This window comes from Lacrimispora sp. 38-1, from assembly GCF_049890855.1.
GTDB lineage: Bacteria > Bacillota > Clostridia > Lachnospirales > Lachnospiraceae > Lacrimispora.
The window spans coordinates 85,307-99,525 of the sequence record NZ_JBANEW010000078.1 but is presented as its reverse complement, the minus strand read 5'-3'; the positions used below and the strand labels follow the sequence as shown (position 1 = coordinate 99,525).

Below are 14,219 nucleotides of genomic sequence, written 5' to 3'. Positions count from 1 at the left end.
GATTAACCATGCTTAATAAGGAAACCTTTGTACCAATCCAGTTTTTTAAAAAAGAGGCTTATACGGGAAGCATGAATGGAATGCGGTATCGGATTAATAAGGAAGAAGAGGGGCTTTTAGTTACCGTATATCCCCAGCCATACTGTTATGAGGCAACTCCTGATGAAAAAAAGACGAAAGCAGTTTTCCCTTTTTCAGAGGAAGGAAGAGAGCAGGCTTTGGAATGGATCAATGAACAGTTTACTGAGAAACAGGATCTATGGACAGCTGCCATAAGAAAATAAACAGAAACTTAAAATTTTAAAAGAGTAAGGAGCTGTCTTGTCACCTGACATTTGGTTGACAAGGCAGCTCCTTTGTGCTAAATTCAGAGCAGAGAAAAGGAAGGAGATGGTAATTTTGGCTGAAATCATGCCCCATATCAGGCTGTCAGTCGGTCAGGCAGCGCCCTATGCTCTGCTGCCGGGGGATCCGGCCCGCTTAGACCGGATTGCCCCATATCTGTCGGATGTACAGGAGCTGGCTTACAACAGGGAATACCGCAGCATAAAAGGGCTCTATCATGGAGTGCCTGTGATGGCGGTTTCTACCGGAATAGGTGGAGCATCTGCAGCAATCGCTGTGGAGGAGCTTTCCAGAATCGGAGTACGTGGAATGATCCGGATCGGCAGCTGCGGAGCCCTTAGAAAAGGAATCGGACTGGGAGATTTAATCCTGGTAAACGGGGCCGTGAGGGATGACGGTGCCTCCTCTTCCTATGTGGATTCCAAGTATCCCGCAATCCCGGATACGGAACTTCTGATTGCCTGTATGGATAGTGCAAAAGCATTGGGGGCAAGGACCCATGTGGGAATTGCCAGGAGCCACGACAGCTTTTACATCGATCATGAAGAGGAAATCTGCGCTTACTGGTCAGGGAAAGGCGTGCTGGGATCTGACATGGAAACGGCTGCCGTATTTGTGACAGGAGGACTGCGCGGTGTTAAAACGGCGTCCATTCTGAATACAGTGGTGGAATATCAGGAAGAACTCTCAGAACAGATTAACAGCTATACAGACGGCGAATCTGCCATGATGAGAGGAGAACAGCTGGAGATTCTTACTGCGCTGGATGCGTTTGTACGATTGAATCAATCAGAATCATGAATGGAGGAAATGAGATGAATCATTTGTTTAAGACCAGGCTGCACGCAGCCACTTTTGTGCTGATACCCGCCTGCATTGGAATTAATTATTTAGGAAAACTTTTTGCGTCAGTTTTAAAACTTCCCCTTTGGCTGGATTCTATCGGAACCTGTATCGGAGGAGTGCTTGGAGGTCCGGTCATCGGAGCTGTCTGCGGAGCAGCCAACAACCTGATCTTTGGCTTTACCACCGGTGATTCTATCACTTTGATCTATGCGTTAACCAGTCTGGGAATCGGTGCTGCAGTCGGAATCATGGCAAGACTTGGATATATGGAAAAGCTGTCGGGAGCCATTCTGACTGCAGTAGCTGCGGGACTTACGGCAGTTGTCATCTCCACTCCTTTAAATGTGATATTCTGGGGCGGTGCAACCGGCAACGTCTGGGGAGATCTTTTATTTGGCTGGTCCCAGTCAGCCGGATTGCCCATATTCTTAGGATCATTTCTCGATGAACTGGTTGTGGATGTACCGGACAAGCTTATAACAGTCCTCATTGTTTTTGCCATAATGAAAGGACTGCCTAAAAAACTCACCTCCCTCTATGAGGTCAATGATGAGGTAGAAAGTCTGGATTAAGAAAGGGTTCAATCCTATGAAAAGCATCAGTCTCTACGTAGATAAGGACAGCTGTTTAACCAGACTTCACCCGTTTGCCAAGATGGTTTATATTCTGGCAGCCATCAGCGTGCCTCTGATTGGAGGCGCGCTGTGGATGTACGGGCTGTTTATGGTAATCAGTCTGGGCCTTTTGATCAGCGGAGGAATCTTAAAAAAGGTTTTTCCGCTGATTGCATTTTCATTTACCATTATCATCACTGTTTTTCTTATTCACGGCCTGTTTAATAAGGAAAACACCACGATTCTGTTTCGGATCGGAACTCTGGCTTTTTATCAGGAAGGTCTCCTTTACGCATGCCGGATCGGTCTGAATATTTTAAATATGCTTCTTGCTTTTGCGGCATTTGTACTGACCACCAAACCCTCAGATCTGGTGGAGGATTTGGAGCAGGCCGGTTTTTCTCCCAGATTCGGATATATGATTACCTCTGTTTTTCAAATCATACCTCAGATGATGGCAACCATGAATACCATTCTGGATGCCCAGAGGAGCCGTGGAATGGAAACCGAAGGAAGCTTATTTACCAGGGCGAAGGCGTTTATTCCTCTTATTTCTCCTGTGGTCAGCAGCTCTCTCATCAATACCAGGGAACGGGCAATTGCCCTTGAAGTGAGAGGATTCGGATCGAAAAATAAAAAGACTTTTTTAAGAGAACACAGGCTTGTGGGCCGGGATAAGCGGTTCATGATTCTCATGGTTCTGATTATTGCGGCTTCGGTAGTATGGAGGGTGATGTATGGCATTCATTGAAGTGAGCGGTTTGAAATACCGGTATCCCCACACCAGTAAGCTGGCTCTTGACGGGATTAATTTTGAAGTGGAGAAGGGACAGTTTATCGGAATTGTGGGGGAAAACCAGGCGGGAAAAAGCACTCTTTGCCAGGCATTTGCAGGGCTGGTTCCTACCATGTTCAGGGGAGCGTATGGAGGAAAGGTGCTCATAGACGGAATGGAAGCATCAAAAGTACCCATTGCAGCACTGTGCCAGAAGGTGGGCCTTGTGTTTCAGAATCCGTTTAACCAGCTGTCCGGTGCGAAGGATACGGTTTTTGATGAAATTGCTTTTGGCCTTCAAAACCTTGGAATTCCAAGGGAAGAGATCGGAAAAAGAGTGGAAAAAGCATTACAGATATTGGATATCATCAGGTATAAGGACAGGAATCCCTTTGATTTATCCGGTGGGCAGATTCAGAGAGTGGCGATCGCCAGCATTCTTGCCATGGAGCCGGAAGTTCTTGTCCTTGATGAGCCCACCTCCCAGCTGGATCCCCAGGGCAGCGAGGAGGTGTTTCGAGTGGTTGAAAAGCTGGCAAAAACCGGAATCACCATCATCATGGTGGAACAGAAGATGGAAAAGCTGGCGGCCTACTGCGATAAAATCTTATTGCTTCATCAGGGAACACAGGTGGCTTATGATGTTCCGGAGTGTATTTTTTCCAGAGAAGACTTAAGAAAGCTGGGAGTTGAGCCTCCTGTATACACCCAGGTTTCCAAAGCCCTTTTCGTACACAGGAAAGAGGGAGAGGAGCTTATCTATCCCGTAACTTTAAATCAGATACAGCAGTTAAAGGATCAGTTTCCTCTCAGCCTTCCCGGAAGAATAAGAGGCAGAAACGGTGTGAAACAGGAGACGGAGATATTTTCCATAAAAGATCTGGGTTTTTATTATATACCGGGCGCCCCTGTAATTGAAAATCTGACACTTACCCTGGATGCGAGACCGACTGCAGTGATCGGCCAGAACGGCGCTGGCAAAACTACTCTCGTTAAGCTGCTTAAGGGGCTGTTAAAACCAAAGGCAGGAACTGTTTTGCTTGAAGGGGAAGATATTTCAGGGCGGACAGTGGCCCAGCTTGCAAAAAAGGTGGGATATGTATTTCAGAATCCCGATGACCAGATCTTTAAAAATCAGGTTTTAGAAGAGGTGATGGTAGGCCCCTTAAACATCGGCATGACGAAAAAAGAGGCAAAACAGCGCGCCAGAGAAGCCCTTGAGATGGTGGGACTTCTCCATGCAGCAGAAGAAAATCCTTATGATCTGGATCTGTCTGAGAGGAAGATGGTAGCAATTGCATCCGTTGCCGCAATGGACCCTAAGGTACTTATATTAGATGAACCTACCATCGCCCAGGATGCAAGAGGGCGGGAAGTATTGGGAAAATTAATCAGGACCATGACAGGTAAAGGGAAATTCGTACTGGCTATTCTTCATGACATGGATTTTGTTGCCCGGTATTTTGAACGGGTTATTGTCATGGCTGGGGGAAAGGTGATATCAGACGGACCGGGAGAGGAGGTCTTTTACCAGAAGGACATTCTTTTAAAAGCCCGGCTGGAGCCGCCTCACATCACAAGACTTTGCGAACTCCTTGGATATGAAGGAGCATTTTTGACAACAGAGGACATCAGAGAACAAGGCAGGTACAACGAGACGTGGATGGAAGCAGAAGAAGAAAAAAAATAGTGGAGCTTTTAAATGAGGAAGGACAGCCGGTATCCGGAGGAGATTTGGCCCGGAGACTGGGCGTCAGCAGACAGGTGGTGGTACAGGATATAGCACTTTTGCGGGCAGAAAATGAGAAAATTATATCTACTAATAAAGGCTACCTCCTTCACAGAGATGAGGACGAAGATACACAGGCATGTATAAGGGTCTTTCGGACCAGTCACCGGACAGAGGATACCTTAGATGAGCTTAATACCATCGTTGATTACGGGGGAAGGCTAAAAAATGTGTTGATTGAGCACCAGTTATACGGACAGATCGAGGTGGATTTAATTATTAATAACCGTCTGGATGCGGCTGAATTTGTGGAGCATATGAAATCCTCCAAAGACCAGCCCTTAAATGTACTGACTGGAGGCTGTCATTATCATACTGTAGAGGCAGACTCGGAGAAAAATCTGGATTTTATTGAGGCAGAGCTGAAAAAGAAAGGCTATCTGATATAGGATTAAGACGTTTTCCCCCTTTTCGAATCGATTGAAGTATGATATGATATTGTATTATTGAAGTGACTGACATGGAGGAAGAAAGATGGAAGATAACAAAGAAGAAATAATTTCTAAAAACTTTATTGAGCAGGAGATAGACAAGGATCTTTTAGAAGGCGTTTATAACCATGTGCAGACCAGATTTCCACCGGAGCCAAACGGTTATCTGCATATCGGACATGCCAAATCCATCCTGTTAAACTATGGCCTGGCTAAAAAGTATGGCGGAAAATTCAACCTCCGTTTTGATGATACAAACCCGACTAAAGAAAAGACAGAATTCGTGGAATCCATTATTGAGGATGTAAAATGGCTGGGTGCAGAATTTGATGACAGGCTTTACTTTGCTTCCAACTACTTTCAGGAGATGTATGACTGTGCAGTTCTTTTAATAAAGAAAGGAAAGGCATTTGTCTGTGATCTGACTGCCGAAGAGATCCGGGAATACAGAGGAGATTTTAAAACTCCGGGTAAGGAGAGTCCTTACAGAAACAGGAGTGTGGAAGAAAACTTAAAGATGTTTGAAGAGATGAAAGACGGAAAATATAAAGACGGCGAAAAGGTATTAAGAGCCAGAATTGATATGTCATCTCCCAACATCAACATGCGTGATCCGGTCATTTACCGTGTGGCGCGTATGTCCCATCATAACACCGGGGACAAATGGTGTATTTACCCCATGTATGATTTTGCCCACCCAATAGAAGATGCCATTGAACATATCACCCATTCGATCTGTACTCTGGAATTTGAAGATCACAGACCGCTGTACGACTGGGTAGTAAAGGAATGTGAATTTGAAAATCCGCCCCGCCAGATTGAATTTGCCAAGCTTTATCTGACCAATGTTGTGACTGGAAAGCGTTACATCAAAAAGCTTGTGGAGGACAATATTGTTGACGGCTGGGAAGATCCCAGGCTGGTATCCATCGCAGCGTTAAGAAGAAGAGGCTATACGCCGGAATCACTTCGCATGTTTGTCGACCTGGTAGGTGTTTCCAAGGCCAACAGCTCTGTTGATTACGCCATGCTTGAATACTGCATCAGGGAGGACTTAAAACTGAAACGACCCAGAATGATGGCGGTTTTAGATCCCATTAAACTGGTAATTGATAATTATCCGGAGGATACCACAGAGTATTTGGATGTTGCCAATAACCTGGAAAATCCGGAGCTGGGTGAGAGAAAGGTTCCATTTGGAAAAGAGCTTTACATTGAACGGGAAGATTTCATGGAAGAGCCCATTAAAAAGTATTTCCGTTTATTCCCAGGCAATGAAGTCCGCCTCATGAACGCTTATTTTGTCACCTGCACAGGCTGCGAAAAAGATGAGAACGGCAATGTTACGGTTGTTCACTGTACCTATGACCCGGAGACGAAGAGCGGTTCCGGATTCGAGGGCAGAAAAGTGAAGGGTACCATTCACTGGGTGGCTGCAGCCACTGCACAGGAAGCGGAGTGCCGCTTATACGAGAACATCGTGGACGAAGAAAAAGGGAAATTAAACGAAGACGGCAGCTTAAACTTGAATCCCAATTCCCTGACTGTTTTAAAACACTGTTATGTGGAGCCCAGCTTTGAAGGAGCCAGGGCATATGACAGCTTCCAGTTTGTGAGAAACGGCTTCTTCTGTGTTGACTGCAAGGACAGCACACCAGAACATCTGGTATTCAACCGGATTGTATCCTTAAAGAGTTCCTTTAAAATTGCAAAATAGTACAGCTGAACAGAAATGCCGCATGACCGAAGGATAAGGGACGTGCGGCATTTTTTCCTATCCGGTAAAGGAGGAATGTTTTTTTCATGGAGCTGATGATACCCTTAAAGAATCAGCCGGGATGGCCTTATTACAGCCAGATTTACAGTTACATTAAGAATGAAATTGTAAAAGGAAACCTAAAACCGGCGGTCCGCCTTCCCTCCACCAGACTGCTGGCGGAGCACTTAAAAGTCAGCAGGAGCACCACCCAGATGGCCTATGAGCAGCTTTTATCAGAGGGCTATATTGAAGCGGTTCCCTGCCGGGGTTATTTTGTGCTGAAAATCGACGGACTTATTGATACCGGTCAGGAGAAAATGAAAAGCCAGCCATCTTTTTTTATTGATACAAATAAGAAAAACGGAAAGAAAGAATGGGCTGTGGACTTTTCTCCAAGAGGAATTGATCTATGCAGTTTCCCCTTTAATACATGGAGGCGGATATCGAAAAATACCCTGATCGATGATAACAGGGAGATGTTTGCAGCCGGGGATCCCCAGGGGGAATTACCCTTCAGGGAAGCGATCCGCTCCTATCTGCATTCTGCCAGAGGAGTCAACTGTCTTCCGGAGCAGATCATTGTAGGTGCAGGAAGCGAATATCTGTTGATGCTGCTGTCCCAGATTCTTGGGAAGGACAGAACCATTGCCATGGAAAATCCTACTTACAGACAGGCCTACCGGGTGTTTGACAGCCTGCAGTATCAGGTCGTGCCGGTGGATATGGACAAGTCAGGAATGGATGTGCGGCTGCTTGAAAAAAGCGGGGCGGATATTGCCTATGTTATGCCCTCGCATCAATACCCAACCGGAATTATTATGCCCGTCAAACGCAGGCAGGAGCTGCTGGCATGGGCGTATGAACGTGAGAACCGGTATTTAATTGAGGATGATTACGACAGTGAGTTCCGGTATAAGGGAAAGCCGATTCCTGCCCTGCAGGGGATGGATGACAGGGACCGGGTAATTTACTGCGGAACCTTTTCCAAATCCATCGCTCCGGCCATTCGTGTCAGTTATGTGGTATTACCCATGCCCCTATGCCGGATTTATCAGAAAAGGTTCAGTTTCTATGCTTCCACTGTATCAAGAATTGACCAGAATATTCTCTACCAGTTCATGTCCGAGGGGCATTATGAGCGCCATTTAAACCGGATGAGAGCATTGTATAAATCCAAGCATGATGTGCTGACTGCCGGTTTGAAATCCTTTGAAGAACAGTTTTTTATTGGCGGGGAACATGCAGGACTTCATCTGCTTCTTACCGACCGGATGGGAAGAACGGAGGAGGAACTGGTTGCAAGGGCAGAGGAGCGAAACGTAAAAGTATATGGTCTGTCCGGTTCCTTTATCCACAGGGAGCACAACAAATATCCGCCTACAGTCATTCTTGGATTTGCAAATCTGACTGAGGAAAAGATCCAGGAAGGAATCATTCTTTTAAAAGAAGCCTGGTCGGTTGACGGCAGTAAGGGGTGATTAAGTGAATCATGATCTGAATAGAACAAAAAGAGAAGAAAATTTAAGGATAGGAATCACCATTGCCCTGGTGTATGTTCTGATGTTTCTTTTAAGCGTGGCAGGAACGGTTAGAAACAGTAAGGAAGCACAGATTAAGGAAACACAGCTAAGTAAGATCCAGGCACAGGATATACCTGCAAAGAAAATGGACATAACTGAGACACAGGATCCAGGGATTTCTCTGACTGCGGCTGATCAGGAATTTTTGGAAGGACTGACCGGCAGGTTTAAGGAAGGGGATTTAGAAGGAGCTGCCAGGCTTGTAGAGGCAAATCGGGATTCCATAAATGAGTTTCCCTGTATATATTCTGAGGGCAGATTAAAACGTGAAATAACAGACGGTACAGGACTGGTATTTTTAAAACCAACGGTTGTCTTTTATGGAGATTTTAAGAATGGGGTTCCGGAGGGAACTGCTGCTGCGATTTCAGTTCTCAGTCTGGAAGAAGGAAAACGATATGATTATTCTTACGGAAACTGGAAGAATGGAAAGATGAACGGCAGCGGAGAATGCGGTTACCGTTATTACGATGGAGTGACACAGGATATTACAGTCAAAACCTCGAAAAACGGAATGTTTCAGAATGATCTCATGCAGGGTGAAATCACTTATTCCAGCACCAACAGGCAGGAGGAGACGGCTGTCTGGCAGTTTCAGACTGCTGACGGGGTGATAGTACGAAATGACCGGTGGATCAGGGATACAGATGCAAATGGGGCAGTCATCTATAAACTCCTGGCTAACGGTGAAAAAGACCACGCTTATGCACTCAGTGAACGTGCCATAGGTGAGGATAGATGGAAGAACTTAATCCTGTTCTCCCAGAGCGAAGGAGGAGGCACCAAACAGTGAATCAGGAGATTATCAATCGTCTGGCGGTCATCACCGATGAGGAACGGGAAATCATAAACGGCCGGACGGAGATCGACCGGAAACGTTATACAGAGGGACAGGAGCTGGTGATTGACAGTAAAAAGATGCTGGAGCACGGTAAAATGATCCGTATCAGGCCACATACCAGATTTGTCCATTTTCCAAGACATAAGCACAATTATATAGAAGTGATTTATATGTGTCAGGGAGAGACGACACACCGCATTGACGGGGAAGAAGTGGTATTAAAGACCGGGGAGCTGCTGTTTTTAAATCAGCATGCATCCCAGGAAATACTTCCTGCAGGTGAGAGAGATATTGCGGTTAACTTTATCATTCTTCCGGAATTTTTTGATACCGCTTTTCAGATGATGGGAGAGGAGAAAAACCTTCTGAGGGATTTTCTGGTGGGCAGTTTGTGTTTTGATCCACGCTATGCAAGTTACCTGCATTTTCAGGTTGCAGACGTTCTTCCGGTACAGAATCTGGTGGAAAATATGGTCTGGACGCTGCTCAATGACCAGCCCAATAAAAGAAGCATCAATCAGGTTACAATGGGTCTTTTATTTCTCCAGCTGATGCATTACACGGATAAAATCAGCCATACAACAGAAAGTTTTGACCAGAAGCTGACCTTTCAGGTTTTAAAGTTTATTGATGAAAATTATAAGGACGGAGAACTGACAGAGCTTGCAGCCCGGTTAAACTACAATATTTACTGGCTGAGCAGAGCAGTAAAACGTCTTACCGGCCGGACTTTTAAGGAACTCATTCAGATTAAACGGCTGAATCAGGCATCGTTTCTTCTGCTTAATACCAGACTTTCCATAACCGATATATCGGTTGCGATAGGCTATGATAATACCAGTTATTTTCACCGGATTTTCCGGAATTACCATGGCATGTCTCCAAAAGAATACAGGGATAAGAATTTATCATTGCCGTTTCCGGAAGGAAAGAGATGATAATATCACATTCATTCTTTGTAAAGAAGTTAAAACTTTAACCAAAGCTTTAAAAAGAAGAAAAAGAAAACTAAGATAATTTATTAAAAAGTTGTATTTTTGTAATAAAGAAAAATAAATCTGCATATACTTGGTTATATATGGTTAATTTAATAATATCTGTAAAGGAGAGGACCAATATGCCAAGAGGAGTCAGAAAGACAGCACTGGAAAAACTTCAGGAAGAGTTAAAGGAAGTGCAGGAATCCATTAAGCAGTATAAGGAATGTCTCATTACACTGGATGAAAAGGAAAAAGAAATTCAGGATAAAATAAAGCTGGAACAGTTTAAGGAAGTATCCACAATACTGGACGAGCACGAAATGTCTATTATGGATTTAAAAGAATTACTTATTTCTTCCAAAACTGATTAAGGTTTGTATAAATAGTGGGCAGGGAAATGCAAATGAATCCAGTTATTCAGTTTATTGCTCGTTGTCTTTATTTATGAAAAATGGTGTTAAAATAACAATCAAGCGTCATGGTATACTGAAATCAGTATTTCCATGGCGTTTTGCATTGTTACCAGAGAACACCGGGAAAAGGAACGAAGTCGAGGGAAAGGCGAGAAACGTGCAGGATCGTTATTGTACCTGCTACCAGGAAAAGTAATTGCACATTGAAATGGGATATGTTACCATAGTGACATGGAACAATCGTGTCACTGCAAGGGCGTTGGCCTTCTATCTTTACATAGATAGGAGGTGGTGCGGATGAAGTATGACTTTAAAGACCTTATGGCCTTTGGTACATTCATTTTAGCATTGCTTACCTTTATTTTTTATAATTGTAAGTAGGATTTTTCTGTAAAGTCCTGGAAACAGGCATAGAAAAACCACCCTTGTAAACTTGGCGGTTGAGAGGGTGGGATTTTCTATCTTATTCATGGCCAACCCCTTGTAGAGGGGCGGTTGTTCCTTTTGTAATTCTAATATAGCATATCTGCAATTCAGAATCAAGAGGTCAGTTGCTATTTTCCTGTTATCTTATTGTCACACTCCAGAGTTTCAGCTATTGCCCGGTTTTACGTTCAGTATAATTCTATGATTCATACAGGTGTTACAATGCCAATAATGCAAATAAGGACGCAGTTTTAATTAAACAGCGACCTTATTTTTTATTTGAATATCCGTTATGATAAAGGAAGAAATACCCTGCGGGTATCCCTTTATGCCCAAAGGGCGTGGGCAAGAATAATGAAAGGAGTGTGGTGTGGATGGAGAAATATTATCTTGCCGTAGACATTGGGGCCTCCAGCGGCCGCCATATACTTGGGACTGTGCAGGACGGCAAAATAGTTCTGGAGGAGATCTACCGTTTTGAAAACGGTATGAAGCAGGAGGATGGGCATTTATCCTGGGATGTGGGGTCCTTATTTGCAGAAATAAAAGAGGGATTAAAGCAGTGCAAAAAGCTGGGTAAGATACCAGTCAGTATGGGTATTGATACCTGGGCAGTGGATTTTGTTCTTCTTGATGAGAATAATAAAATTCTTGGAAGGGCAGCAGGATACCGGGATGACAGAACATCAGGAATGGATGAGAAGGTATATGAATTCATTTCCCAGAATGACTTATATAAGAGAACGGGAATCCAGAAACAGATCTTCAACACGATTTATCAGCTGATGGCTGTTAAGGAGAAAGAGCCGGAGCTTCTTAAAAGAGCGGAATCTTTCCTTATGATTCCCGATTACTTTAATTTTCTGCTGACGGGAGAAAAAAAACAGGAATATACCAATGCTACCACAACCCAGCTGGTGAGCCCTGTAACAGAAAACTGGGATTATGAACTGATCCGTATGCTCTCCTATCCGGAAAAGCTGTTTGGTCCATTATCCATGCCTGGTACAAAAGTGGGACAGTTTACGGAGGAAATCATAAAAGAGGTCGGTTTTTCCTGTACAGTGATACTGCCGGCCACTCATGATACCGGTTCTGCTGTCATGGCAGTTCCTAAAGTTCCGGATAAGGAAGGTGCAGAGGATGATATTCTCTATATCAGTTCGGGAACGTGGTCTCTTATGGGAACGGAACTTCTTGCAGCGGATTGTTCCAATGAAAGCATGGAAGCCAATTTTACCAATGAAGGCGGGTATGATTACCGCTATCGGTATTTAAAAAATATTATGGGCCTCTGGATGATCCAGTCGGTGAAAAAAGAACTGGCTGGCAGAGGGGAAGACTATTCCTTTGCTGAGCTGTGTGAACTTGCTTCAAAAGAGACGATCCCTTCTCTGGTAGACTGCAACGACAGCAGTTTTCTGGCTCCGGAAAGCATGATAAAAGCGGTTATGAATTTCTGCAGGAATAAAAAACAGCCCGTTCCTGAACGTGCAGGAGAGATTGCAGCAGTAATTTATAACAGCCTTGCCGCGTGTTATAAAGAAACGGCAGAAGAACTGGAATCCATTACAGGAAAAACATATTCAGACCTTCATGTAGTCGGCGGCGGTTCCAACGCAGCCTACTTAAATAAATTAACTGCGAAACAAACCGGTAAGACCGTTTACGCCGGACCGGGAGAAGCGACTGCAATCGGGAATCTGCTGGCCCAGATGATTGCTTACGGGGAATTTAGAGATTTAAAAACTGCAAGAGAATCCGTTTACCAGTCATTTGCTGTAAAAGAATATAAGCCCTTGTGAGAGGTTTTGTAAAGGAGAGAAAACTATGATCAGAAAATCATTTAAAATGTATTTAAATGAAGGAATGGCTGAAGAATATGAAAAGCGTCATAATCTGCTCTGGCCGGAGATGAAAGAGATGATCCATGAATGCGGCGGCCATAATTATTCCATATTTTTAGATGAAGAGACCAATGTGCTTTATGGATATATTGAAATAGAAGATGAGGAGAAGTGGGCCAAATCTGCAGATACACCCATTAACCGGAAATGGTGGGACTATATGGCGGACATTATGAAAACCAATCCTGACAACAGCCCTGTTTCAGACGGGTTAAAGCCGGTATTTCATTTAGACTGAGAAAAGAGAAAGGAAGAAAAAGCCATGACAATCAAAGAAAGATATGAAGCGGCAAAGGAAAGCTATAAAGCAGTAGGTGTTGATACAGACCAGGTACTTCTTGCATTGAAACAGATCCCTATTTCCATGCACTGCTGGCAGGGAGATGACGTAACCGGATTTGACGGAGCCGGCGCATTATCAGGAGGAATCCAGACAACTGGAAATTATCCCGGACGGGCACGTAATCCTAAAGAACTGATGGCAGACATGGACAAGGCGCTGAGCCTGATTCCGGGAAAACACAGAATTAATCTTCATGCAAGCTATGGAATCTTTGAAGAAGGGGAATGGTCTGACCGCGATGAGCTGGAGCCAAAGCATTTTGCAAAATGGGTGGAGTTTGCAAAGGAAAGAGGTATCGGCATCGATTTTAACCCTACCTTATTCTCACACCCAAAGGCAGAGCATGCCACCTTATCAAGTGAAGATCCTGAAATAAGAGCGTTCTGGATCCGTCATGTTAAGGCCTGTATCCGCATTTCCCAGTATTTTGCTGAAGAGTTAAATACTCCCTGCACCATGAATATCTGGATACCGGACGGATTTAAGGATATCCCCGCTGACCGCACCTCACCAAGAGCAAGGTTAAAGGATTCCCTTGACCAGATCCTTTCCATGGATTACGATAAGTCTAAGGTATACGTTGCAGTGGAATCCAAGGTATTTGGCATCGGAATGGAAAGCTGTACGGTAGGCTCCCATGAATTTTACATGAACTACGCATCAAAGAATGATATTCTCTGCCTGCTGGACAGCGGACACTATCATCCGACAGAAGTGGTTTCCGATAAGATCTCTTCCATGCTGCTGTTCTTTGATAAGGTGGCGCTTCATGTAACCAGACCGGTTCGCTGGGACAGTGATCATGTGGTATTATTTGATGATGAGACGAAAGAGATTGCAAAAGAGATTGTGCGGGGCGGAGCAGACCGCGTCCTTTTGGCTCTGGACTTTTTTGATGCCAGCATCAACCGACTAAGTGCCTGGGTAGTAGGAATGAGAAACATGCAGAAAGCTCTTTTAAATGCCCTTCTTCTTCCAAAAGAAAAGCTGGCTGCTTTACAGGAATCCCGTAATTTTACAGAGCTTATGATGCTTCAGGAAGAATTAAAGCTCTACCCTATCGGCGATGTATGGAACTATTTCTGTGAGTTAAACGGAGTACCTGCAAAAGAAGACTGGTTCAGCCAGATTACCGCATATGAAAAAGAAGTACTGGCAAACCGCAAATAG

General features: G+C 44.4%; 14 protein-coding genes. All 14 read left to right on the top strand.

Features of this window, described 5'->3' with window-relative positions; all coding sequences use genetic code 11:
* Window positions 1-8: 8 nt before the first annotated feature.
* The 14 genes from V7D18_RS22435 to V7D18_RS22370 all read left to right on the top strand — a co-directional run bounded on the left by V7D18_RS22435 (window position 9) and on the right by V7D18_RS22370 (window position 14,219).
* Window positions 9-284, top strand: coding sequence for a GNAT family acetyltransferase (locus V7D18_RS22435; protein WP_426157674.1), 276 nt, complete (start codon window positions 9-11; stop codon window positions 282-284).
* A gap of 115 nt (window positions 285-399) precedes the next feature.
* The gene (locus V7D18_RS22430) at window positions 400-1,146 is read left to right on the top strand and encodes a nucleoside phosphorylase (RefSeq protein ID WP_426157673.1); all 747 of its coding nucleotides are present in this window, start codon (window positions 400-402) and stop codon (window positions 1,144-1,146) included.
* 14 nt (window positions 1,147-1,160) lie between these two features.
* A complete protein-coding gene (locus V7D18_RS22425; RefSeq protein ID WP_426157671.1) occupies window positions 1,161-1,763 on the top strand; it encodes an ECF transporter S component in 603 nt (200 codons plus the stop codon).
* Between the two features lie 16 nt (window positions 1,764-1,779).
* A complete protein-coding gene (locus tag V7D18_RS22420) occupies window positions 1,780-2,556 on the top strand; it encodes an energy-coupling factor transporter transmembrane component T family protein (RefSeq protein ID WP_426157670.1) in 777 nt (258 codons plus the stop codon).
* Complete coding sequence (locus V7D18_RS22415) at window positions 2,543-4,270, top strand: ABC transporter ATP-binding protein (protein WP_426157668.1); 1,728 nt, start codon at window positions 2,543-2,545, stop codon at window positions 4,268-4,270. The genes V7D18_RS22420 and V7D18_RS22415 overlap by 14 nt, the downstream gene beginning before the upstream one ends.
* Window positions 4,240-4,758, top strand: a complete 519-nt coding sequence (locus V7D18_RS22410; RefSeq protein WP_426157666.1) for a transcription repressor NadR — start codon at window positions 4,240-4,242, stop codon at window positions 4,756-4,758. Before V7D18_RS22415 ends, V7D18_RS22410 begins: the two co-directional genes overlap by 31 nt.
* Window positions 4,759-4,843: 85 nt before the next feature.
* On the top strand, window positions 4,844-6,517 hold the full coding sequence (locus V7D18_RS22405) for a glutamine--tRNA ligase/YqeY domain fusion protein (RefSeq protein WP_426157664.1): 1,674 nt from the start codon (window positions 4,844-4,846) through the stop codon (window positions 6,515-6,517).
* 86 nt (window positions 6,518-6,603) lie between these two features.
* Complete coding sequence (locus tag V7D18_RS22400) at window positions 6,604-8,037, top strand: PLP-dependent aminotransferase family protein (protein ID WP_426157662.1); 1,434 nt, start codon at window positions 6,604-6,606, stop codon at window positions 8,035-8,037.
* Window positions 8,038-8,041: 4 nt separating this feature from the next.
* A complete protein-coding gene (locus V7D18_RS22395) occupies window positions 8,042-8,932 on the top strand; it encodes a hypothetical protein (RefSeq protein ID WP_426157660.1) in 891 nt (296 codons plus the stop codon).
* Complete coding sequence (locus V7D18_RS22390; protein ID WP_426157659.1) at window positions 8,929-9,918, top strand: AraC family transcriptional regulator; 990 nt, start codon at window positions 8,929-8,931, stop codon at window positions 9,916-9,918. The genes V7D18_RS22395 and V7D18_RS22390 overlap by 4 nt, the downstream gene beginning before the upstream one ends.
* Window positions 9,919-10,097: 179 nt before the next feature.
* Window positions 10,098-10,331 (top strand): hypothetical protein, encoded by a 234-nt coding sequence (locus V7D18_RS22385; protein WP_117419375.1) that lies wholly within the window; start codon window positions 10,098-10,100, stop codon window positions 10,329-10,331.
* Between the two features lie 842 nt (window positions 10,332-11,173).
* The gene (rhaB, locus tag V7D18_RS22380) at window positions 11,174-12,604 is read left to right on the top strand and encodes a rhamnulokinase (protein WP_426157657.1); all 1,431 of its coding nucleotides are present in this window, start codon (window positions 11,174-11,176) and stop codon (window positions 12,602-12,604) included.
* A 25-nt stretch (window positions 12,605-12,629) separates the two neighbouring features.
* Window positions 12,630-12,944, top strand: a complete 315-nt coding sequence (gene rhaM, locus V7D18_RS22375) for an L-rhamnose mutarotase (RefSeq protein ID WP_426157656.1) — start codon at window positions 12,630-12,632, stop codon at window positions 12,942-12,944.
* A 24-nt stretch (window positions 12,945-12,968) separates the two neighbouring features.
* Window positions 12,969-14,219, top strand: a complete 1,251-nt coding sequence (locus tag V7D18_RS22370; protein WP_426157654.1) for an L-rhamnose isomerase — start codon at window positions 12,969-12,971, stop codon at window positions 14,217-14,219.

What these genes read in the sequence shown, in the direction of transcription:
- rhaB (WP_426157657.1), top strand. Translation starts at nt 11,174, where the DNA reads ATGGAGAAATATTATCTTGCCGTAGACATTGGGGCCTCCAGCGGCCGC.
- V7D18_RS22400 (WP_426157662.1), top strand. Translation starts at nt 6,604, where the DNA reads ATGGAGCTGATGATACCCTTAAAGAATCAGCCGGGATGGCCTTATTAC.
- V7D18_RS22435 (WP_426157674.1), top strand. Translation starts at nt 9, where the DNA reads ATGCTTAATAAGGAAACCTTTGTACCAATCCAGTTTTTTAAAAAAGAG.
- V7D18_RS22415 (WP_426157668.1), top strand. Translation starts at nt 2,543, where the DNA reads ATGGCATTCATTGAAGTGAGCGGTTTGAAATACCGGTATCCCCACACC.
- V7D18_RS22370 (WP_426157654.1), top strand. Translation starts at nt 12,969, where the DNA reads ATGACAATCAAAGAAAGATATGAAGCGGCAAAGGAAAGCTATAAAGCA.
- V7D18_RS22385 (WP_117419375.1), top strand. Translation starts at nt 10,098, where the DNA reads ATGCCAAGAGGAGTCAGAAAGACAGCACTGGAAAAACTTCAGGAAGAG.
- V7D18_RS22425 (WP_426157671.1), top strand. Translation starts at nt 1,161, where the DNA reads ATGAATCATTTGTTTAAGACCAGGCTGCACGCAGCCACTTTTGTGCTG.
- V7D18_RS22420 (WP_426157670.1), top strand. Translation starts at nt 1,780, where the DNA reads ATGAAAAGCATCAGTCTCTACGTAGATAAGGACAGCTGTTTAACCAGA.
- rhaM (WP_426157656.1), top strand. Translation starts at nt 12,630, where the DNA reads ATGATCAGAAAATCATTTAAAATGTATTTAAATGAAGGAATGGCTGAA.
- V7D18_RS22405 (WP_426157664.1), top strand. Translation starts at nt 4,844, where the DNA reads ATGGAAGATAACAAAGAAGAAATAATTTCTAAAAACTTTATTGAGCAG.